This is a genomic window from Nocardia pseudovaccinii, assembly GCF_050942345.1.
GTDB classification, from domain to species: domain Bacteria; phylum Actinomycetota; class Actinomycetes; order Mycobacteriales; family Mycobacteriaceae; genus Nocardia; species Nocardia pseudovaccinii.
Genome location: NZ_CP192074.1, coordinates 9116837 through 9136439 on the forward strand (window position 1 = coordinate 9116837; position 19603 = coordinate 9136439).

General features: G+C 66.5%; 16 protein-coding genes. 4 read left to right on the top strand and 12 right to left on the bottom strand.

The annotated features are described in order from the left end of the window. Positions 1–98 precede the first annotated feature (98 nt). Complete coding sequence (locus ACQPZ2_RS40925) at positions 99–743, top strand: ammonium transporter (RefSeq protein WP_433523261.1); 645 nt, start codon at positions 99–101, stop codon at positions 741–743. A gap of 64 nt (positions 744–807) precedes the next feature. On the opposite strand, the gene ACQPZ2_RS40930 is transcribed toward ACQPZ2_RS40925, so the two are convergent. After that, on the bottom strand, positions 808–1971 hold the full coding sequence (locus tag ACQPZ2_RS40930; RefSeq protein ID WP_433523262.1) for a lipase family protein: 1164 nt from the start codon (positions 1969–1971) through the stop codon (positions 808–810). Positions 1972–2329: 358 nt separating this feature from the next. Between ACQPZ2_RS40930 and ACQPZ2_RS40935 the strand changes: the two genes are divergently transcribed. Then, a complete protein-coding gene (locus ACQPZ2_RS40935) occupies positions 2330–2977 on the top strand; it encodes a cysteine hydrolase family protein (RefSeq protein ID WP_433523263.1) in 648 nt (215 codons plus the stop codon). A gap of 80 nt (positions 2978–3057) precedes the next feature. Here ACQPZ2_RS40935 and ACQPZ2_RS40940 read toward each other — a convergent pair whose 3' ends face one another. The 5 genes from ACQPZ2_RS40940 to ACQPZ2_RS40960 all read right to left on the bottom strand — a co-directional run bounded on the left by ACQPZ2_RS40940 (position 3058) and on the right by ACQPZ2_RS40960 (position 7901). Then, on the bottom strand, positions 3058–3237 hold the full coding sequence (locus tag ACQPZ2_RS40940; protein ID WP_040686491.1) for an antitoxin: 180 nt from the start codon (positions 3235–3237) through the stop codon (positions 3058–3060). Positions 3238–3328: 91 nt separating this feature from the next. Continuing rightward, a complete protein-coding gene (locus ACQPZ2_RS40945; RefSeq protein ID WP_433523264.1) occupies positions 3329–5638 on the bottom strand; it encodes an ATP-dependent DNA ligase in 2310 nt (769 codons plus the stop codon). Positions 5639–5687: 49 nt separating this feature from the next. Next, on the bottom strand, positions 5688–5999 hold the full coding sequence (locus ACQPZ2_RS40950; RefSeq protein WP_433523265.1) for an antitoxin: 312 nt from the start codon (positions 5997–5999) through the stop codon (positions 5688–5690). 33 nt (positions 6000–6032) lie between these two features. After that, complete coding sequence (locus tag ACQPZ2_RS40955) at positions 6033–7175, bottom strand: MBL fold metallo-hydrolase (RefSeq protein WP_433523266.1); 1143 nt, start codon at positions 7173–7175, stop codon at positions 6033–6035. Continuing rightward, the gene (locus ACQPZ2_RS40960; protein ID WP_433523267.1) at positions 7176–7901 is read right to left on the bottom strand and encodes an enoyl-CoA hydratase; all 726 of its coding nucleotides are present in this window, start codon (positions 7899–7901) and stop codon (positions 7176–7178) included. 90 nt (positions 7902–7991) lie between these two features. On the opposite strand from ACQPZ2_RS40960, the gene ACQPZ2_RS40965 reads away from it, so the two are divergent. After that, complete coding sequence (locus ACQPZ2_RS40965) at positions 7992–9119, top strand: NAD(P)-binding domain-containing protein (protein ID WP_433523268.1); 1128 nt, start codon at positions 7992–7994, stop codon at positions 9117–9119. A gap of 5 nt (positions 9120–9124) precedes the next feature. Here ACQPZ2_RS40965 and ACQPZ2_RS40970 read toward each other — a convergent pair whose 3' ends face one another. From ACQPZ2_RS40970 to ACQPZ2_RS40995, 6 genes are all read right to left on the bottom strand, one after another. Then, positions 9125–9979, bottom strand: a complete 855-nt coding sequence (locus ACQPZ2_RS40970) for an aldo/keto reductase (RefSeq protein WP_433523269.1) — start codon at positions 9977–9979, stop codon at positions 9125–9127. A 105-nt stretch (positions 9980–10084) separates the two neighbouring features. Further along, a complete protein-coding gene (locus ACQPZ2_RS40975; RefSeq protein WP_433523270.1) occupies positions 10085–11581 on the bottom strand; it encodes a carboxyl transferase domain-containing protein in 1497 nt (498 codons plus the stop codon). Between the two features lie 50 nt (positions 11582–11631). Next, on the bottom strand, positions 11632–12234 hold the full coding sequence (locus ACQPZ2_RS40980; protein WP_174414979.1) for a GTP-binding protein: 603 nt from the start codon (positions 12232–12234) through the stop codon (positions 11632–11634). Next, positions 12215–12589, bottom strand: a complete 375-nt coding sequence (locus tag ACQPZ2_RS40985; RefSeq protein ID WP_040686485.1) for a DUF742 domain-containing protein — start codon at positions 12587–12589, stop codon at positions 12215–12217. The genes ACQPZ2_RS40980 and ACQPZ2_RS40985 overlap by 20 nt, the downstream gene beginning before the upstream one ends. 7 nt (positions 12590–12596) lie before the next feature. Next, positions 12597–13010: a roadblock/LC7 domain-containing protein gene (locus tag ACQPZ2_RS40990; protein ID WP_011207200.1), complete on the bottom strand. Its 414-nt coding sequence runs from the start codon at positions 13008–13010 to the stop codon at positions 12597–12599. Further along, a complete protein-coding gene (locus ACQPZ2_RS40995) occupies positions 13007–17119 on the bottom strand; it encodes an ATP-binding protein (RefSeq protein ID WP_433523271.1) in 4113 nt (1370 codons plus the stop codon). Before ACQPZ2_RS40995 ends, ACQPZ2_RS40990 begins: the two co-directional genes overlap by 4 nt. A gap of 415 nt (positions 17120–17534) precedes the next feature. Here ACQPZ2_RS40995 and ACQPZ2_RS41000 point away from each other — a divergent pair, with 415 nt between their 5' ends. After that, positions 17535–19532, top strand: a complete 1998-nt coding sequence (locus ACQPZ2_RS41000) for an AMP-binding protein (RefSeq protein WP_433523272.1) — start codon at positions 17535–17537, stop codon at positions 19530–19532. Positions 19533–19603 lie beyond the last annotated feature (71 nt).

Sequence of the window (19603 nt, forward strand, 5' to 3'; positions counted from 1 at the left end):
AGATCACATCGTGGCTCTGCACAGCGTCGGGGGGAGGATTTTTCGCGTGCGGAGCGTTGCTACGGCTTGCAAAAACTGATGAAGATTGGACCACCGGAATGATTCTCCGCAAGATCACCGCGGCAGCCGTGCCGATCGTCGCCGCTGTCGCGGTCGGCGCGGGCACCTCCTATGCACAGCCAGATGCCGCGCCCGTAACCGACATCGGGTACGAGGCAAAACTGGTGGGCGACAAGATCGTCACCACGCTGACCAACGGGTCCTTCCAGTTGTCCGCGAACACCGTGGACATCAAGGACATCGCGGGCAATACGGTGGTCACGCTGCCGCTGACGTTCCGGCAGGACGGTCTGGAGTTCGCCATGCCGCACGAGATCCGCGACGCGGGCCGGGTGCTGGAGTTGACCGCGGTCAAGGACTACACGCAGGCGCGGCAGGCGGCCGCGCCGATCGCATCGCCGCGGGAGAATCTGCGCGCGCAGGATAACTTCCTGTCCCAGTTCGGCATTGCCACCGCCATCGGCGGCTTTCTCGGCACGGTGATCGGCGCGCTGGTCGGGCTCACCGGCATCATCGGCGGACCGACCGTCATCGCCAGCGTCATCGCGGGCGCCGGTATCGGCGGCATCATCGGCACCCTCGTGGTCGGCGGACCGGCATTGATCATTGCGGGCATCGATCTGCTCAGCACCCTGTCCGCCCCGGCAGGCACCACCAAATGGCAGGACGCGCCGGTCAAGTAGGACCGGCAACAAGCACTCCGAACGCGGCGCGCGGCGAATCCTCGTAGCGCGCCGCATCTTTCGTTTATCGGCCGGGACAGCCCGGTGCGACCGGAACACCCGCGAAGCGATCGGCGAGGAAGCCCATCGCACCGGCCGCCTCGCCGATGGCGGTCACATTGTGTCCAGGCAGCGCCGAATACACGGAGGTGAGATCGGCACCCTCTGCGCAATATCGGCCAACCAGATCGGTGAAGCCCGCGACCGGGATCACGTCGTCGGTTGTGCTGTGGTACAGGTACATCGGCATGACCGGTACACGGCCGCCCAACTCCTGCCGGTCGGTCGCGGCCCGAAAAGCCGGTTGGAACAACACATCCGGCACCGCCGCGAAATCGTCCACATGCGCGTTGATGTACTTGACGACCAGATCCGGTGCACAGGCGGATGCATCCTCGGCCAGGGCGCTGCGACCACGTTCGTTGAGCAATTCCGGCACACCGGAATTCGGCTCGTTCTTCGCGATCGCGAGCAATACGAGCATGCCCAGCCCCGCCTGCACGGTGCCATCGACACTATGGGCCATGGCTGTCCAATCGGCGGGCACCCCGCCCGAGGTGATCCCGGCGAACTGGATATCGGGTGCGTACTCCGGCTGTATCTGCGCCGCCCACAGCGTCGCGAAGGCACCGCCCGAATAGCCCCACGCTCCGATCGGGCTCGCCGGACCGACGCCGTCCGGTGCGAGCGCGCGGGCCGCCCTGATGCCGTCGAGCACCGCGCGGCCGGAGTTGACGCCGTCCAGGAATCGGGATTCCGGCCCGTCGTAATCGCTCGTCACCACCGCCCAGCCGCGGTGCAGCGCCTCGGCGATGAACAGTGTGTCGATATAGGTATTCGCGCCGCCGAGATCCCAGCCGCCCCGCAGCGCGTACGACGGCGCACACCGGGTGGCGAGACTGTCCTCGGCGATCTGGTACGAAAGCAAGGGGCGCTGGCCAGGGCCGAACCACGGCCAGCTCGGCACAAGCACGGTGGCCATCCCCGGGATCGGCGAGCCGTTCGTATCGTTGGTCCGGTACTGCACCTGCCAGGCCGAAACCGGAAGCGGTAGACCGTACAAGGCGATCGATCGGGTCCGCAGCGCGGCACCGTCGGGCTGCGAAGCCAGCTCGGCCGGTGCCGCGTAGAACGGGTCCTCATCCGGCGTCGGCAATGCCCTGGCAACGGGCACGAATGCGAACGCCACGACCGCGAGAACGATAAGGATCGATATCGCACCGGATCTCCGGTTACCGCCGACGAATGGTGCAGACAATATTTTCATCGGGGCCTCCAGTGTTCCGACGCGGCGCGACGCACAGTGCGCCGGGAACGCGTCGGCGCCGACTTCGCCCGGCCTCGAATGCCACCACCGTACTGCCTGATCAGAGGCCCAGCAATGGGCAATGGCGGGCATCGGCGACGCCGTGCGTGTCCGATTTCCGACATGGTTACAGTTGGGGCGGAGCACGCTGCGGCGCGCTTCGAAAGTGGCTATCGCGCAACCGAATCACCGTCGGGCCGTACCCCGGATGTGATCGGTATCGAACAGGAGTGAGCTGACCATGCGGCACGGCAACGGACTGGACATTCCCGAAGGACTCGCCGATGTGTGTGCGCCGCACCGCATGGCGGTGATCGTCTACGACATGCAGGTCGGTGTGCTGTCCCAACTGCCGGACGGTCCGGAGATCATCGAGCGGGTGGCGCGGGTGGTCGAAGCGGCACGGCGCGGCGGTTATCCGATCATCTTCCTGCGGCATTTCTTCCTGCCGCGCCGCCTGAGTGGCACCTTCGCGCTGCGAATGGCCATGAGCTGGCAGCAGGTCGACAATGTCGACGACGTGAAGTTCATCCTGCAGCGCGACACCCCGGCCTTCGAACTGGTTCCGGAGCTGCGGCCGACGGCGGACGAGGTGATCTTCGACAAGACCTCGATGTCGGCATTCGAGGGCACGCCATTGGCCGCGGTGCTGCGCGATCTCGGCGTCGGCGCATACGCGATCGCGGGTGTCGCGCTGGAGATCGGCATCGCGCCGACGGTCACCCATTCGACCGATCTCGGCTTCGTGCCGGTGATCATCAGCGATGCCGTCGGCGGCCGCGACAAGGAGGCAATGGCGCGCGCCTACGACGATTTCGAATTCCAAGGGCACGCGATGGTCACCGACAGCGCGACCATCATTCCGCTGCTCGCCCGCGAACAGAACTGACGGCGGGAATGGCGGATCGGGTACGCCCGGTCCGCCACGCCGTAGCGACTGCTTGCAGGTCGCTCGAAAGGGTCGACGACTCAGCTGTCCTTGCGGACGGCCTTCTTGGCGGCATCCTGCGCGGCGTCGACCTGGCTCGCGAATTTGCCGTCGGTCTGCTTGTCGACGAGATCGCCCACCTTATCGATGGCCGTATCAACCTTGTCCGCATTCTGCTGGGCCAGGTCCAGCGCCTTGTTCGCCAGGTTCTTGAAATCCACCGCGCACTCCTCTTCTTCGAGCCGAAACAACCGCAAACAAACGATACCGAGCAAACTCTCCGATGCCCCGGCAAACCATCAGCGACCGCCGTCACATCTCGCCGAGCCAGGCCGGATGCCAGAGCCGGCCGGTCTCGGTCCAGTTCATGAAGCGCACGGTTCCGCTGAGCTTCGGGGTTACCCACACCGCGGCCTCGCGTTCCTCGGCGGTGAGGTCATTGTCGAACGGAGTGGTCTTGCGCTCCAACTTGCCGAGCCTTTTGGCCAGATCCCGCATGACCGGCTCGCTGAACCCGGTGCCGACCCGCCCCACGTAATACAGCCTGCCTTCGTGCGGAATGCCGACCAGCAGCGATTTGAAGTTGCGGGCGTCGCTGCGCCGCCAGCCGCCGATCAGGACACGCTGGGTGCGCCAGTTGCGCTGCTTGACCCACGAATGCCCGCGCTTACCTGGCAGATACACCGAATCCTTGCGCTTGGCGACCACACCCTCCAGGCCATGTTCCTGGCTGTAGCGCAGCGCTTCGGCACCGGAGCCGTCCAGGCGCGCGGGTACCCGCAGTGACGGTGCGTTGGCGGCGATAGCTTCCAGTACCCGACGCCGATCCGAATACCGTTTGCGGATAAGGGAAGTCCCGTCCAGATACAGCACATCGAAGGCGATGAAGACCGCGCGCGCCGCATCGGCCTGCAGCAGACCGACATTCGCTACGCCGTGATCGTCGAACACCACGGCCTCACCGTCGAGCACCACATCATGTCCGGCCAATTCCTCGGCCAGCAGCGACATACCCGGATAGCGTTTGGTCACCACATTGCCCGCCCGGCTGCGCAGAGTCAGTGTCCCGGAATCTATTTCGGCGATCAGCCGGAAGCCGTCCCATTTGGTTTCGAAGCACCACTCGACGTCATCGAGATCGGCGACCTCACCGTGGGTGGCGAGCATCGGCTGCAGCCCACGTGGAAAGGGCACGGGCCCAGCCGGTCTCGGCACGATGAACGCGGCCTCCGGGCCAACCGGACCACTGGACACCCGGTCCGCCTCGTCCTCGGCCGGATTCTGATCGCGCATGAGATGCATCAGCCACTGGGTGCCATTGGTTCGGATCATCGCGTAGCGACCGCGGAGTCGCTTGCCGTGGAAGGTGACGATGACCTCGTCCTCGCGCCATTTCTCGGTGTCGTAGGTGCCGGAATCCCAGATGGTCATCTCCCCCGCGCCGTACTGCCCCTTCGGGATCGCGCCGTGGAAGTCCAAGTACTCCAACGGATGATCCTCGGTGTGCACGGCGAGCCGGTTCTGATCCGACGAGGTCGGCGGACCCTTCGGCACGGCCCATGACACCAGTACGCCGTCGCGTTCGAGCCGCACGTCCCAATGCAGCCGCCGCGCGTGGTGTTCCTGGACGACGAACCGATCATTCGCCCCGGGCGTAGGCGTTTCGGACGGCACCGGTTCCGGGGTCGCCGAGGCATCGCGCATCGATCGATATTTCGTCAGCGCATCGCTGTTCGAATCGGGCCGATCCAATTCGGCGAGCAGATCGCCGTCATCGCGCCAGCGCGCGAGCACCTCGTCGAAGCGCAAGTGTCGCAGCTTCTTCCGGCTCTCCAGCTCGGCCCAGGTGCGCGGTGCGGCCGCATTCGGCTCGGTGCGGCCGCGCATAGAATACGGTGCGATGGTGGTCTTGGACGGATTGTTCTGACTCCAGTCCAGGAAGACCTTTCCACCGCGCGCCGATTTCGCCATCGTCGCGGTGACCAGATCCGGGTGCAGCTTTTCGAGATTCGTCGCCACCTGCTTGGCCACGGTGGACGCACCGCCCGGACTCAACTCCCGATCCAGCGGCACATAGATGTGAATTCCCTTGCTACCACTGGTAACCGGGAAGGCGTGCAACCCGATCCCCTCGACCATCTCACGCACCGCCAGCGCGACCCGCGCGCATTCGGCCAGTCCCGCACCCGGCCCCGGATCCAGGTCGAAGACCAACCGGGTGGCGTAGCCGACCTTGTCACCGTCGAAACGCCATTGCGGCACATGGACTTCCAGCGCCGCCTGCTGTCCGATCCAGGCAAGTCCGGCCTCGGAATCGATGACCGGATAGACGACCTTGCGGCCGGAATGTTCGATGGTGTGGCGCTCCAGCCACGACGGTGCGTGCTCGGCGAGATTCTTTTCGAAGAAGGACGATTCGTCGACCCCATTGGGCCAGCGCTTCCGGGTGACCGGTCGCCCGGCGATATGCGGGAGCATTGCGGGCGCGATGGCCGAGTAGTACGCGATGACCTCGCCCTTGGTGGTTCCGGTCGCCGGATACAGCACCTTGTCGAGGTTGCTCAGCTCAACCTCGATGCCCGGCCGGCCCGGGCTGCCACCGAATTCCCGGCGGGTCACCATAAATGAAGTTTAGGGGCGGGGACCGACAGATATCGGTCCCCGCCACAGATCAGGCCTGCGGCTGTCCCGGCTCATCGGGCTCGGGAGTGGGCTTGGGGGCAGGTGGCACGGGCGGCTCCTCAGCCGCGGCCGCGGGCGGCTTCGGTGCGGGCGCGGGCGGCTCCGATGCGGAGTGGTCCGTCGGGACCGCCTTCTTGGCGGCCTCCTGCACCTTGCCGATCTTGTCGGTGTATTTGTGGCCGGTCTTCTCGTCGATGAACCCACCGGCCTTGTCGACCGCATCGTAAATTTTGTCGGCGTTCTCGGCTGCCGCGTCCCTACCCTTGCCGACCAGACCTTTCAGGGTGTCCACGAGACTCATGCCTGCATTCCTTCCTGTCGACGACCTAGGTATTCACCCAATATCCTCCCACCAGGAATCCCGGCTCGGCAGGTCATTGGGGTCGATGCGCTGGCCCGGCATCGGCACCGCGACCGCGGTGCCGGCCGCCCGTGCCGCCGCGACCATTCGGCGCACCGGCTCCGACCACCCGTGGAAAGCCAAGTTGAAGGTCGCCCAGTGGATGGGCACCAGCAGTCCGTGTCCCGGATCGCCGACGCCGAGGTCGGCATGTGCGCGAACCGCCTCCTCCGGGTTCATGTGGACGTCCGGCCAGGCCTCGTCGTAGGCGCCGATCGGCAGGAGCGTCAGATCGAACGGTCCGAGCGCGGTCCCTGCCTCCGCGAAAGCCTTGGTGTATCCGGTATCACCACCGAAGTAGACCCGCCGCGTCGGGCCGACGATGGACCAGGACGCCCACAGTGTGGTGTTGCGCACCAGGCCGCGTCCGGAGAAGTGCCGCGCCTCGGTGCAGGTGAGCACCAGATCTGTGCCATCGCGCTCACGGCCCAGCGAGGCGAGAGAAACCGAACCGCCCCAATCCAATTCGACGATCCGATGTTCGGGCACGCCCCAGTGCCGCAGATGGGCGCCGATGCCGATCGGCACCAGGAAGGGCGCGGCCTGTCCCACCACCAGCTGACGGATCGTCGCCTTGTCCAGATGGTCGTAGTGATCGTGCGAGATCAGCACCGCGTCCACCTGCGGCAGTTCCGACAGCGGCGTCGGCACCGGATGCAGCCGGGCCGGACCGACCAGCGCGGACGGCGAAACCCGTTCGCTCCAAACCGGATCGGTGAGAATCCGGTACCCGTCGACCTCGATGAGCGCCGATGCGTGCCCGTACCAGGTGACCGCGAGATCGCCTGCCTCCGTCGGCACGTCGGGGGTTGCCAGCGGAACCGCATTGCGCGGGCGACCCGCATTACGCCGGGTCAGCGCCGAAATCAGCAGGGACGGAGCGGCTCCCGAGACGAACTGGGTGCTCGGCTCGGTGTTGTGGAACTGCCGATTGCGATAGCTCACCGCGCCGGTGGCGTAGGGCGCAATGGCATTGATGGAGGCGCCGATCGCCGACGGAATGTCCCAGACCGCGCGCACCACCCAGGAGACGCCGAGCGCGCCGACGGCAATGCCCACTATCTTCTTCGGATTCATTTATCGCCCCACGAATTTCGCCGCGCGCTTCTCTGCTCTGGCCAGTCGCCCCTCCTGGGCATCCTGACTGGTCCACGCCGCCTCCAGCGCCGCACGCTGCTGCGTACTCTCCGGATCCCGCGTGCCGTCATCGTTGAGTTCCAACTTCATATGCCGCAGCGACAGCGGGGCCAGCTGGGCGATCGATTTTGCCCAGGCCTGTGCGTCGGCCAGCGTGCCGAGCCGGTTGGCGAAGCCGAAGGAGTAGGCATCGGCGGCCGATACCGATTCCGCGCCGAGCAGCATGGTCCGGGCCGGGCCACCGCCGATCAGCGATGCCAGCCGCCGCACGGTCCAGCGGTCGACGGTGATACCGAGCTTGGCGGCCGGAATGGCGATATAGGCGTCGGGTTCCATGACCCGGAGGTCCGAGGCCAGCGCGATCTGCACGCCCGCGCCGAGCGCACCGCCGTTGATCGCCGCGATCACCGGGACCGGCACGGATTCGATCGTGTGCAACATGTCGGGCAGGACCGTCAGGAATTCCTCCGCGTAGACCCCGGACAGGTCAGCGCCCGCGCTGAAGAGGGATCCCCGACCGGTGAGCACGATCACCCTGGCATCCTCGGCCGCGGTCAACACTGCCTCGCGGAGCCGAGTGACGAGTTCGAAGTTCAGCGCGTTACGCCGCTCCTCGCGCTGTAGTTCGATGGTGACGACATCGCCATCGCGGCTAACGTCGAGCATGCATCCTCCCCAACTGACCGGTTCGAGTGGTTACATCAACTCTGCCACAGGTGGCGGAACATACCGACCAAGCCGATACGATCTCGGTTTGTGCCGACAGACTTCCCCATCCTGGTGATCGGTGCTGGTCAGGCCGGGCTGTCCGCCGGTTACCACCTGCAGCGCCTCGGATTGCGCCCGGAACGGGAGTTCCTGATCGTCGATCACGCACCGGGACCCGGCGGGGCCTGGCAGTTCCGGTGGCCATCGCTCACCCTGACCACCGTCAATCGCGTACACGACCTCCCGGGCATGTCCTTCGCCGAGACCTTGCCTCCCGATTCCGACGCCGTTCCCGCGGCCACCGCGGTGCCGCGCTATTACGAGCTGTACGAGAAGAGATTCGATCTGCGGGTGCGCAGGCCGGTCTCGGTGACCGTGGTCTGCGACCGCAATACCGACGGAAGCCCCTGTGCCGCAGGGCCGGATCTCGTGGCGGGCCGGGGCACGACGCTGAATGTCGAGACCGATACCGCGGGCACGATCCGGGTGCGCGGCCTGATCAATGGCACCGGCACCTGGGAACATCCCTTCATTCCGCACTATCCGGGTGCGGAGACCTTCGCCGGACGCCAGCTGCACACCCGCGACTACCGCACCGCCGACGAGTTCGCGGGCAAGCATGTCGTCGTGGTCGGCGGCGGAGTGTCGGCCGTTCAGTTGCTGGACGAGATCTCGCAGGTCACGACCACAACCTGGGTGACTCGACGCGAGCCGGTATTCCGTGACGCACCGTTCGCCGAGGAGGACGGCCGCGCGGCCGTCGCCATCGTGGAGGATCGGGTGCGGCAGGGCCTGCCGCCGGGTTCTGTGGTTTCGGTCACCGGATTGCGGCTCGACGATCGACTGCGCGCCGCACAGGCGCGCGGTGCGCTGCAGCGGCATCCGATGTTCGCGAGCATCGAACCCGATGGGGTGCGATGGCCCGACGGTTCATTCCAGCCTGCCGACGTGATCCTGTGGGCGACCGGATTCCGCAGTGCCCTGGACCATCTGGCCCCGCTACGCCTGCGCGGTCCGGGCGGCGGCATCACCATGAACGGCCGCCTCGCCACCCGGGTAGCCGTCGACCCGCGCATCCACCTGATCGGCTACGGCCCATCCGCGAGCACCATCGGCGCCAACCGAGCCGGGCGCGCCGCCGCCCAAGAGCTGACGGCCCACCTCGGCCTGCGCTGAAAGTTCTAGAGGAGTCCGGCGGTGAATGTGCTCGGATCGGGGCCGATGCGGGCGCCCTTGTCGAGTGCGTTGATGGCGTTCATCTGGTCGCGGGTGAGTTCGAAACCGAAGACGTCGAAGTTGGCGGCGATGCGGGACGGGGTGACCGACTTGGGGATGACGACAATGCCCTGCTGGAGGTGCCAGCGGATGAGCACCTGGGCCGGGGTGCCGCCGACCTCGTCGGCGATGGAGACGATGGTGTGATCATCGAGCAGCGTGCCCTGCCCGAGCGGACTCCACGCCTCGGTGGCAATCGCATTCGCATCGTGGAACGCGCGTAGCTCGCGCTGCGCCAGCCGGGGATGCAGCTCGACCTGGTTGACGGCCGGAATCTCGCCGGTCTCGCCGATGACCCGCTCCAGATCGGCGACGGTGAAGTTCGACACACCGATCGAACGCACCCGGCCCTGCGCCTTCAGTGTCTGCAAGGCCTTGAAGGTCTCGATGAAGCGATCGGCCTGCGCCACCGGCCAGTGGATGAGATAGAGATCGAGGTAGTCCAGGCCGAGCCGCGCCATGCTGGCGTCGAAGGCGCGCAGCGTGGAGTCGTAACCCTGGTCGGAATTCCACAGCTTGGTGGTGAGATAGACCTCGTCGCGCGGCAGCCCGAATTCCCGGATGGCGCGGCCGGTACCCTCCTCGTTGCCGTAGATCGCGGCGGTATCGATGCTGCGATAGCCCGCCTCCAGCGCGGCGGTGACGACCGGCTGAACGTCCTCCGGCGGTACTTGGAACACACCGAAGCCGAGCTGCGGGATCACGTTCCCGTCGTTCAGCACGATCGAGGGAATGGCGCTGGTCTCGCTTCTGAAGGTCACATTCCGACCGTAGAAGTGCCGCGCCGCGTCGTCAACGAGAACCCCTGGTGTGTTGACCACCGGTTTTCCCAACGGGATCGCGTTTGTGCTGGTTACCGAGGGTCGTCAGGACCGACCGAGGCGGCGATAGCGGGTATGGCGGGAGGCGCGGATCTCGTCGAGGGGACGGGCGCGGAGCCCGGTGAGCTCGTCGGCGATGGCGGCGACCATGCGGCGGGCGAAGTCGACCGGTTCGTCGGCGGCGTCCGGAAATTCCGGGACGATGCGGTCGACGACACCGTCGGCGAGCAGGTCGGTGGCGCGGATGCCCTGTGCGTCGGCCAGTTCGGAGGCGTGGCCGGTATCGCGGTAGACGATGGCGCTCGCCCCTTCCGGCGGCAGCGGCGCAAGCCAGCCGTGGGTGGCGGCCAGGACGCGGTCGGCGGGCAGCAGCGCCAATGCGCCGCCGCCGGTGCCCTGACCGAGCAGGACCGAGACCGTCGGGGTGTCGAGCGTCACCAGATCGGCTATGCAGCGGGCGATTTCGGGGGCGAGCCCACGCTCCTCGGCCTCCTTCGACAGGGCCGCACCGACCGTGTCGATCACCAGCACCAGCGGCAGCCGCAATTCCTCGGCCAGCGCCATACTGCGCCGGGCCTCGCGCAATGCGGCGGGGCCCATGGTGTGTTCACCCCGCTGACCCGCGCGGTCGTGGCCGAACACAATGCACGGCTGACCACGAAAGCGGGCCAGCGCATGCACCATGGTGCGATCGGATTCGCCCTGGCCGGTGCCACTGAGCGGAACCCGTTGCGTCACATGGCGTAACAGGTCACGGATACCGGGCCGACCTGGGCGGCGCGAGATCTGAACCGATTCCCAAGCCGGAACATCCGCATTCGCGGACTTACGCACCGGTGCGGCCCAGCCAGGTTCCGCCGCAACAGGATCCGGCACACCGCTGAGCACGCTCAACGCACGATGCGCGATCCGGCGGAACACCGAAACCGGCAGCACGCCATCGATCACGCCATTGCGGTACAGATTCTCCGCGACCTGCACACCCTCCGGGAAAGCCCTGCCGTACAACGCTTTATAGACGCGCGGACCGAGAAAGCCGATGAGTGCGCCGGGTTCGGCGAAGGTGATGTGCCCCAGCGAACCCCAGGACGCGAAGACGCCGCCCATCGTGGGATTGCGCAGATAGACCAGATACGGATGCCCGGTCGCCTTGTGCGCCGCGACCGCACCCGCGATCTTCACCATCTGCACGAAAGCGACTGTGCCTTCCTGCATTCTGGTTCCGCCGGAGGTCGGTGAAGCGATCAGCGGCAGGCCGAATTCGGTGGCGCGCTCGACCGCCGAGACGATGCGCTCGGCCGCGGCCACCCCGATCGAACCCGCCAGAAATCCGAACTCGCAGGCGATTACGGCCACGCGTCGACCACGCAGCAGACCTTCGCCGGTCAGCACCGCCTCATCTGTGCCGGCCGCCAGCTCGGCCTTGCACAGATCCTCGCGGTATCGCGGAGATGCGGCCACCGTCACCGGTGGCCGATCCCAGCTGATAAACGAGTCCGAGTCGAGCAGTTGCCCGAGCAACTCCCGCGCCGAAATCCTCATCGAGCGAGCTTAACCACTCGATTCGGGACCGACGCGACAGGCGCGAACGCTCAGTAGCCCTGCATGACCTTGCGTAGGGCGTACTCGGTGAGCGAGACCAGCGCCTGCTTGGCGGGTTCACGACGGCGGGCGTCGATGGACAGGATCGGCACATCCGCAGGCACCGCGAGGGCCTGACGGATGTCCTCGATCGGATACCGCGGTGCGTCGTCGAATTCGTTGAGCGCAACCAGGAACGGTAGATTGCGCGCTTCGAAGTAGTCGACGGCCGCGAAGCTGTCCTCGAGCCTGCGGGTGTCGACCAGCACCACGGCGCCGATGGCGCCGCGGATCAGGTCGTCCCACATAAACCAGAAGCGGTACTGGCCGGGCGTACCGAACAGGTACAGAACCAGATCGTCGGCGAGGCTGATCCGGCCGAAGTCCATCGCCACCGTGGTGGTCGACTTCATCGGAATACCGGTCAGATTGTCGATTCCGGTACTGGCATTGGTCACCAATGCCTCGGTGCGCAGCGGAACGATCTCCGAGACGGCACCCACCAACGTGGTCTTACCGACACCGAAGCCGCCAGCGACCACGATCTTTGCCGAAGTCGGTTTGCTGGTGCGGGTATCGACCTGTGCCGTCGAATCAAATACGCCGGAGTCCACTGAGAACCCTTTCGATCAGCTCGCGACGTTCATCGTCGCTGGAATCGTCTTTCAAAGTCGCCGAAACTCGCACATGCCCGGCCTCGATGAGGTCGGCCACGAGCACGCGGGCCACCCCGATGGGTATACCCAAACGCGCTGCCACTTCAGCAACGGACGGCGATTCTCTGCACAACTCCACGATGGACGTCTCGATGTTGGTCAGTTCGAACTGCCGCTCCAGGGCGACCGGATGCGATGCGACAAGTGCCTCCAACGCCAACTCGACCGCGGGCCTGGTTCGGCCCGCAGTCAAGGAGTATGGGCGAACGAGACTCGGCTCGGCGCTCCCCATGCGGTGATCGTCTATGTCCATCCCACCATCAGGAACCCATCGTGACGCGTGGCGTGGCCTGCACCGTCTGGCCGACACGCTCGACCAACAGGGCCATTTCGTAGCCCACCTGGCCGATATCGCAGGAAGTATTCGTCAGCACCGCAAGATACGAGCCGTCGCCGACTGCCATGAGTAGCAGGTAGCCGTGCTCCATCTCGACCACCGACTGCAGCACGGTGCCGCCCTCGAATAGATTCGAGACGCCTACCGAGAGGCTGGCCAGTCCGGCGGTAACTGCCGAGAGCTGTTCGGCACGGTCCACCGGCAGCTGCGCGCTCGCCGCCATGAGTAGGCCGTCAGCCGAGACCAGGACGGCATGAGCTACGCCAGGAACCTCGTTGGCGAAGTTCGAAACCAGCCAATCCAGCTGACGATTCGTACCACCTAGATCGGGGTTCATCGGTCTCCTTTATCTCCGGTTAGGTTCATTGCCTTCATTGCGCGGCCATCCCGGACGCCCTGCTGGTGACGACTCAAGCTGGACCTGATCGTTTCTGGATCGCGACGCGGCGCGCGATCGGCGTTGCCGGTGACACCGCCGGGGACCAGCCTCCCGCCCGGATTGCGTTGAGGCAACCCGGCGGCCGTCTTTGTTTCGGCCTGGGCCTCGCTGGCACGGCGGGCCGCCTGCCAGCCCTCGTCGCCGGGTGACTCGAAGGAGGCAGCAACTTGGGACCGGTCCTGGTTGGGATCCGATAGCCACGCCGACATCATTTCGGCGAAGATCGGTGTCCCGCCCATTACCGAATCAGAGTCGACGGCAGGCTGCAACCTGGTCTGGAAGAACGACGCCGCCTTCTCCGGATCGGGCTTGAAGCTGTGCCGACCCGGATCGCGCGGTGCGGTCGTCGCCCCGCCCTCGGACATCGCGGCTGTCTCACCGCCGACCGCGGGCTGGGCCGCACCGCGATCCCGTCGCGGCAGACCGACGCCCGGCGGAACTTCCTTGCGCGGCAGCACGGTCGCTCCCGGATCGCGCTGCGGCAGACCGGTAGCAGCCGACTCCCGCTGCGGCAGGCTGTCGCGGGAAGGTAGCAGACCGTCGCGCTGGGGCAGACCGCTCGGCGTCCCGCCCGACTGACGCTGGGGCAGACCGTTCGGGGCCTCACGCTGCGGCAAACCGTTCGCGGGCGACTGACGCTGCGGCAGACCACCAGAAGCGGAATCCCGCTGCGGCAAGCCCGAACCGGTGCCCCGTTGCGGCAGGCCATTCGAGGCCGAATCACGCTGCGGTAGACCGCCAGTGGTTTCCCGCTGCGGCAGACTGCTCAACGGATCACGCAACGGATCACGCTTCGGCAGGCCACCGGTGCTCTCACGCTGCGGCAAACCGCCCGTGCCTTCCCGCTGCGGCAAACCACCCAAGGCATCACGTTGCGGCAGACCACCGGAAGCGGAATCCCGCTGCGGCAAGCCCGAACCGGTGTCCCGCGGCGGGATACCGGTCACGCCGGACTCACGCTGCGGCAGACCATTCGATGCGGAATCCCGTTGCGGTAGACCGCCGGTGCTCTCACGCTGCGGCAGACCACTGGCGCTTTCACGCTGCGGCAAACCGCCAGAGCTTTCACGCTGCGGCAGACCGCCCGTGCTTTCCCGCTGCGGCAGACTGCTCAACGGATCACGCAACGGACCACGCTTCGGCAGGCCACCGGCGCCCTCACGCTGCGGCAAACCGCCAGAGCTCTCACGCTGCGGCAGACCGGTCGCACCCGGCTCACGCTGCGGCAGACCACCCGAAGCATCACGCTGCGGCAGACCACCCGTGCTCTCACGCTGCGGCAAACCATTCGGCGCTTCCCGCTGCGGCAGACCACCCGCAGGCGACTGACGCTGCGGCAGGCCGGTTGCACCGGGCTCACGCTGCGGCAATCCACCGGCGGCGGAATCCCGCTGCGGCAGACCAGTCGAACCAGGCTCACGCTGCGGCAATCCACCCGATGTATCACGCTGCGGCAGACCCGATCCGGTATCGCGCGGCGGCACACCACCGGCACCCGGTTCGCGCTGCGGCAGACCGTTCAGCCCCGACGCACGCTGCGGCAGACCGCCCGCGCCCTCGCGCGGCGGTGCACCGTTGCTGCCCGGTTGACGCTGCGGCAGACCGCCACTCGGCTGACCGCCCTCCGGCACACCATTCGTACCGGGCTGACGCTGTGGCAGCCCACCCGAATTCAGATTCCGCGGCGGCAGACCACCACCGGAAACCGTCGGCTCGGCACCCGGCCGACTCGGCGGCGGACCGCCTGGAGTGACATTGCGTCTCGGCAGATTCGCCGCGGCGAGCTTGCCGCGCTGCGGACCGCTCGGCGCCTGTCCGGCCGATGGGCGCAGGGTCGGATTCGGTTGCGCCGGTTCCTGACGCAGCCCCGAGGCGCCCGAGGACATGGTCGAGCCGGGCGAACGCTGCGGTAGACCGCCCGCCGTCGGGATCGGACCACTGCCCGCGGCCGGTGCCGGACTGCTCGTCGGAATCGGTCCGCTCACACCGGGATCGACGGTGACCATGACATTGCCACCCGGCGTCCTGGTGATCGCGCGCATCTGCATCGATGCCGCGGCGGACTGCCGTTGCGGAACGGCCGCGGCGACCTGCGGTGTCGCCTGCGGCATCGCCGTGGTCTGGCCCTGTCCGAGCACGATCAGACCGGCCGGGACCTGCACGGTGACCGTGACGCCTGGATCGCGTGCGGTATCGAAGGTCGGGCGCAGACGCACGGTGAGTCCGTGGCGCTCGGCCAATCGGCCGACCACGAAAAGACCCATGTGCCGCGCGGTGTCCGGACCCGGTTCGGCGGTCTGCTCGAGCCGCCGGTTGATATCGGCCATTTCGCTGGGCGGCATACCGATGCCGCGGTCCGCGACCTCGATGAGCATGCCCTGGTCGTGTCCCTGCGCGAAGGTGAACTTCACGTCGGTCTCCGGCGGCGACGCGCGTAGCGCGTTGTCCAATAGCTCGGCGAACAGGTGCGCCATATCCGAGGCGGCGGGCTCGACCAGCGAACCGCGCGGTGTCGCACCGAGCTTCACCCGTTCGTAGTCCTCGACCTCGGAGATCGCCGCGCGCAGCACGTCCGCGATCTCGACCGGCGCGGACTTGCTGCGCCGCTGCCGGGTACCGGCGAGAATCAGCAGGTTGTCGCCGTTACGACGCATACGAGCCGCGAGGTGGTCCAGCCGGAACAGGTTTTCCAGCAGGCGCGGATCCTTCTCGTCGTACTCCATCGCCTCGATCAGGCTGAGCTGATGGTCGACGAGCGACTTGGAGCGCCGCGCCAGGGTTTCGAACATGTCGTTGACCTGGGCACGCATCTGCGCCTGGTCACTGGCCAAGCGCAGCGCCTGGCCGTGGATATCGTCGACGGCGCGGGCCAGCTGACCGATTTCCTCATGGCTGCGGATCGGCATCGGCTCCAGCGGCACATCCTCCGGGGACGCGCCGTTACGCAGCTGGGCGACCTCGTGCGGCAGATCGCTCTCGGCCACGCGCAGCGCGGCCAGACGCAGCCGGTGCAGCGGCACGATCATCGAGCGCGCGACGAACACCGCGAGCAACAGCGCGGCGAGAATGGTCGCGATGACGACCGCGGTATAGGTCCACGCTCCGGTGTTGGCGTTGGACACCAGCGAACTCATCGCCGAGTCGATGTCCTTGGTGGACTTGGTGACCACGCGCTCGTAGACATCGAGGCTGCCGGTGAGCGAGTTCTTCAGATCACCGACCGGGATCTTGCCGGACTGCGCCTCCGGGCTGGTCAGCAGTGAGATCCGGTTATCGATACCGGCCCGCAGATCGGCGATCGAGGTATCGCCATCGGAAAAGCGGTGGGCGAGCACGTTGAGCATCGCCCGCTCGGTATTGGCCGCGGTGATCGCGCTCTGCACGCCCGCCGCCGAACCGCGCAGCACCTCGGGGAATGCGGCGACCTCGGCGACCAGCGCGTAACGGGTGTTCAACGAGTCGACCAGCCGCAGCTTCGCCTGTTCGATGGCCTGATCACTGACCTGGCCGACCGTGGCTTCTACGATGTGCACACTGTCGTTGCGGACCCTGTCGATCGTCCCGATGACTTCGGCCGGGGTCTGCGTCGAGACGTTCTTGCCCTGTGCGCGCACCGCCTTGGCCTGGGTGATCATGTCTTCCAGCGACGCGCGCGCGCCGGCAACACCGTCGACCTTGCCGACCGACTGCTCGGCATCGGCGATGACCCTGTCGAGGTCGGCCAGGTTCTTGTCCGACACGATCGATACGTTCGGCATGATCGAAATCATCTGCGAACCGGCGGTCGTAGCCGTCTGCGCACTCAGCGCGGTGACGGCAGGAATCGCCTCGATGTTCTTCGCGGCGGCGTCCAGTCGGTTCGCCTCGGCGAACTCGGTGGTAATCCTGGACACGCCGAGCCCAACCGCGACTGCCAGCGGAACGGCCAGAACCGCCGTAACCTTCCAGCGCAGGTCCCAGTTGCCGAGCGCCCAGCGTTTGCTGCCGGACCTTGCGGCGTCACGCATCTCCCACTCACTTTCCAAACTGGCCCCAACCACGTGCCATCAGCGAACCTAGACAATCGCATGCTGGCTCGACAGGCAGAGCTGGCCGAGGAACTGCGGCTGGCCGAGAAATTGCGTCTACGACGGCCCAAATAAGTGACATCAGATTCTAACGGATCAATAACAGCTTGGGTGACGTTGAGTATAGCTACGGGCCTTGACCTGCCGATAGCTGGCAAAACCAAAGGTCGCGGCACCCACCCGGGCGTCGCGTGAAGTCTGCCACAATCGTGCTGATCTATCGAGGCGGGCATCGAGGCGAGGCTAGGGAGTCACAAGTTTGGGTACAGCATCGCGTAGCGATTCCGTGGGGGGCGGTGGTCGGGCGACGGGTGGGCCGGAAAGTCAGACGTACCGGCCGGTCTATCAGACCAGCTTGGTCGATCCCGCTGAGTTCTGGGCCGAGGCGGCCGAGGCGATCGATTGGGTGACCCCGCCGACCCACATCGTCGACACCACGGCTCGCTCGATGGCCAGGTGGTTTCCGGACGCTCGCCTCAACACCTCCTTCAACGCCCTCGACCGGCACGTGCACGGCGGCGACACTCCGGACGAAGCAAGCCGGGCCGATCAGCCCGCCCTAATATACGACTCCGCTATGACCGGCACCAGAGGCGTTTTCACCTACGCCGAACTACTCGCCGAGGTCGCCGAGTTCGCCGGTGCGATGGCACGTTTGGGTGTCACCGCGGGTGACCGCGTGGTCATCTACCTGCCGATGATCCCCGAGGCGGTGATCGCCATGCTGGCCTGCGCCCGCATCGGCGCGGTGCATTCGGTGGTCTTCGGCGGCTTTGCCGCACCCGAGCTGGCCGCCCGCATCGATGATGCCGAGCCTGTGTTGATCATCACTGCCTCGGGCGGGCTGGAGCCGGGCCGAACGATCGATTACCCGCCGATCGTGTTGCAGGCCCTCGACCTCGCCGAGACGAGCGCACCGCGTCACGTGATCGTCAAGCAGCGACCGCAATTTCCGACCATCCACTTCCCCGCACCACAGCCCGCCACCGAATCACTGCCGAGTTCCACCCAGACCGTCGCGGCGCAGTGGCTCGATTGGGCAGACGCGGTGCGCGACGCACAACCCGCCGATCCGGTTCCGGTCGCGGCGACCGATCCGCTCTACATCCTCTACACCTCCGGCACCACCGGAAAGCCCAAGGGAGTGGTCCGCGACAACGGCGGACACGCGGTCGCCCTGTCCTGGTCCATGCGCAATATCTACGACGTCGGGCCGGGCCAGGTGATGTGGGCCGCCTCGGATGTCGGCTGGGTCGTCGGACATTCGTACATCGTCTACGCACCCCTGCTCGTCGGCGCGACAACGCTGCTCTACGAAGGCAAACCGGTCGGGACACCGGATGCGGGCGCGTTCTGGCGGGTGGTCGCCGAGCACAACGTGCGGGTGTTGTTCACCGCGCCGACCGCGCTGCGCGCCATCCGCAAGGCCGATCCGGACGCCGCACTCGCCCACCGCCACGATCTGTCCTCGCTGCGCGCATTGTTCTGCGCCGGTGAGCGTTTAGATCCGGCAACCTACGAGTGGGCCAGCGAAACACTGCTCGCCGATCGGCCCGACTGCCCGGTGGTCGACCACTGGTGGCAGACCGAGACCGGCTGGCCGATCTGCGCGAATCTGCTCGGCCTGCAGCAACTTCCGATCAAGGCGGGTTCAGCGTCGGTGCCGGTACCCGGCTTCCGGCTGCGGGTGCTCGATGCCGAGGGCAATCCGGTCGCACCGGGGACCGAGGGCAATATCGTCATCGGCCTGCCACTACCACCAGGGACACTAACCGGACTATGGCGCGACGAAGACCGCTTCCAACGCTCCTATATGTCGGCGTTCCCGGGCCACTACCTCACCGGCGACTCCGGATATTTCGATGACGACGGGTACCTCTACGTGCTCGGCCGCAGCGACGATGTGATCAATATGGCCGGTCACCGGCTGTCGGCGGGCAGCATCGAGGCCGCCATCGCCGGACACGAGGCCGTCGCCGAATGCGCGGTGATCGGCCTGCCCGACGAACTCAAGGGCCAGCGGCCGATCGCCTACGTGGTGCTCAAGTCCGGTGTCGAGATCGATCCGGACCGCCTGCGCGACGAACTGATCGCCCGGGTGCGCGAGCAGATCGGCGCGATCGCCACACTGCACGACGCTGTCGTCGTCACCGCGCTGCCCAAAACCAGGTCGGGCAAGATCCTGCGCAAGACGATCCGGCAGATCACCGCGGGTGATAGCTACGAGGTGCCGTCCACCATCGAAGATGCCTCGGTGCTCGCCGCGCTGGAGGTCCAGATCCGAGCAAGCCGCCCGCAGGAGCCCGGCCCGGAAGTCGTTGCACCCAACGGCGATCCGATTGTGCCGTCATAACTTTGCGATTGCATTGCGTTTCACCCCTTAGAGAATCCTCAGGGATAATTCACACATGCGCCAGTGCGGGG

What these genes read in the sequence shown, in the direction of transcription:
- ACQPZ2_RS40925 (WP_433523261.1), top strand. Translation starts at nt 99, where the DNA reads ATGATTCTCCGCAAGATCACCGCGGCAGCCGTGCCGATCGTCGCCGCT.
- ACQPZ2_RS40935 (WP_433523263.1), top strand. Translation starts at nt 2,330, where the DNA reads ATGCGGCACGGCAACGGACTGGACATTCCCGAAGGACTCGCCGATGTG.
- ACQPZ2_RS40945 (WP_433523264.1), bottom strand. Translation starts at nt 5,638, where the DNA reads ATGGTGACCCGCCGGGAATTCGGTGGCAGCCCGGGCCGGCCGGGCATC.
- ACQPZ2_RS40950 (WP_433523265.1), bottom strand. Translation starts at nt 5,999, where the DNA reads ATGAGTCTCGTGGACACCCTGAAAGGTCTGGTCGGCAAGGGTAGGGAC.
- ACQPZ2_RS40955 (WP_433523266.1), bottom strand. Translation starts at nt 7,175, where the DNA reads ATGAATCCGAAGAAGATAGTGGGCATTGCCGTCGGCGCGCTCGGCGTC.
- ACQPZ2_RS40960 (WP_433523267.1), bottom strand. Translation starts at nt 7,901, where the DNA reads ATGCTCGACGTTAGCCGCGATGGCGATGTCGTCACCATCGAACTACAG.
- ACQPZ2_RS40975 (WP_433523270.1), bottom strand. Translation starts at nt 11,581, where the DNA reads ATGAGGATTTCGGCGCGGGAGTTGCTCGGGCAACTGCTCGACTCGGAC.
- ACQPZ2_RS40985 (WP_040686485.1), bottom strand. Translation starts at nt 12,589, where the DNA reads ATGGACATAGACGATCACCGCATGGGGAGCGCCGAGCCGAGTCTCGTT.
- ACQPZ2_RS40990 (WP_011207200.1), bottom strand. Translation starts at nt 13,010, where the DNA reads ATGAACCCCGATCTAGGTGGTACGAATCGTCAGCTGGATTGGCTGGTT.
- ACQPZ2_RS40995 (WP_433523271.1), bottom strand. Translation starts at nt 17,119, where the DNA reads ATGCGTGACGCCGCAAGGTCCGGCAGCAAACGCTGGGCGCTCGGCAAC.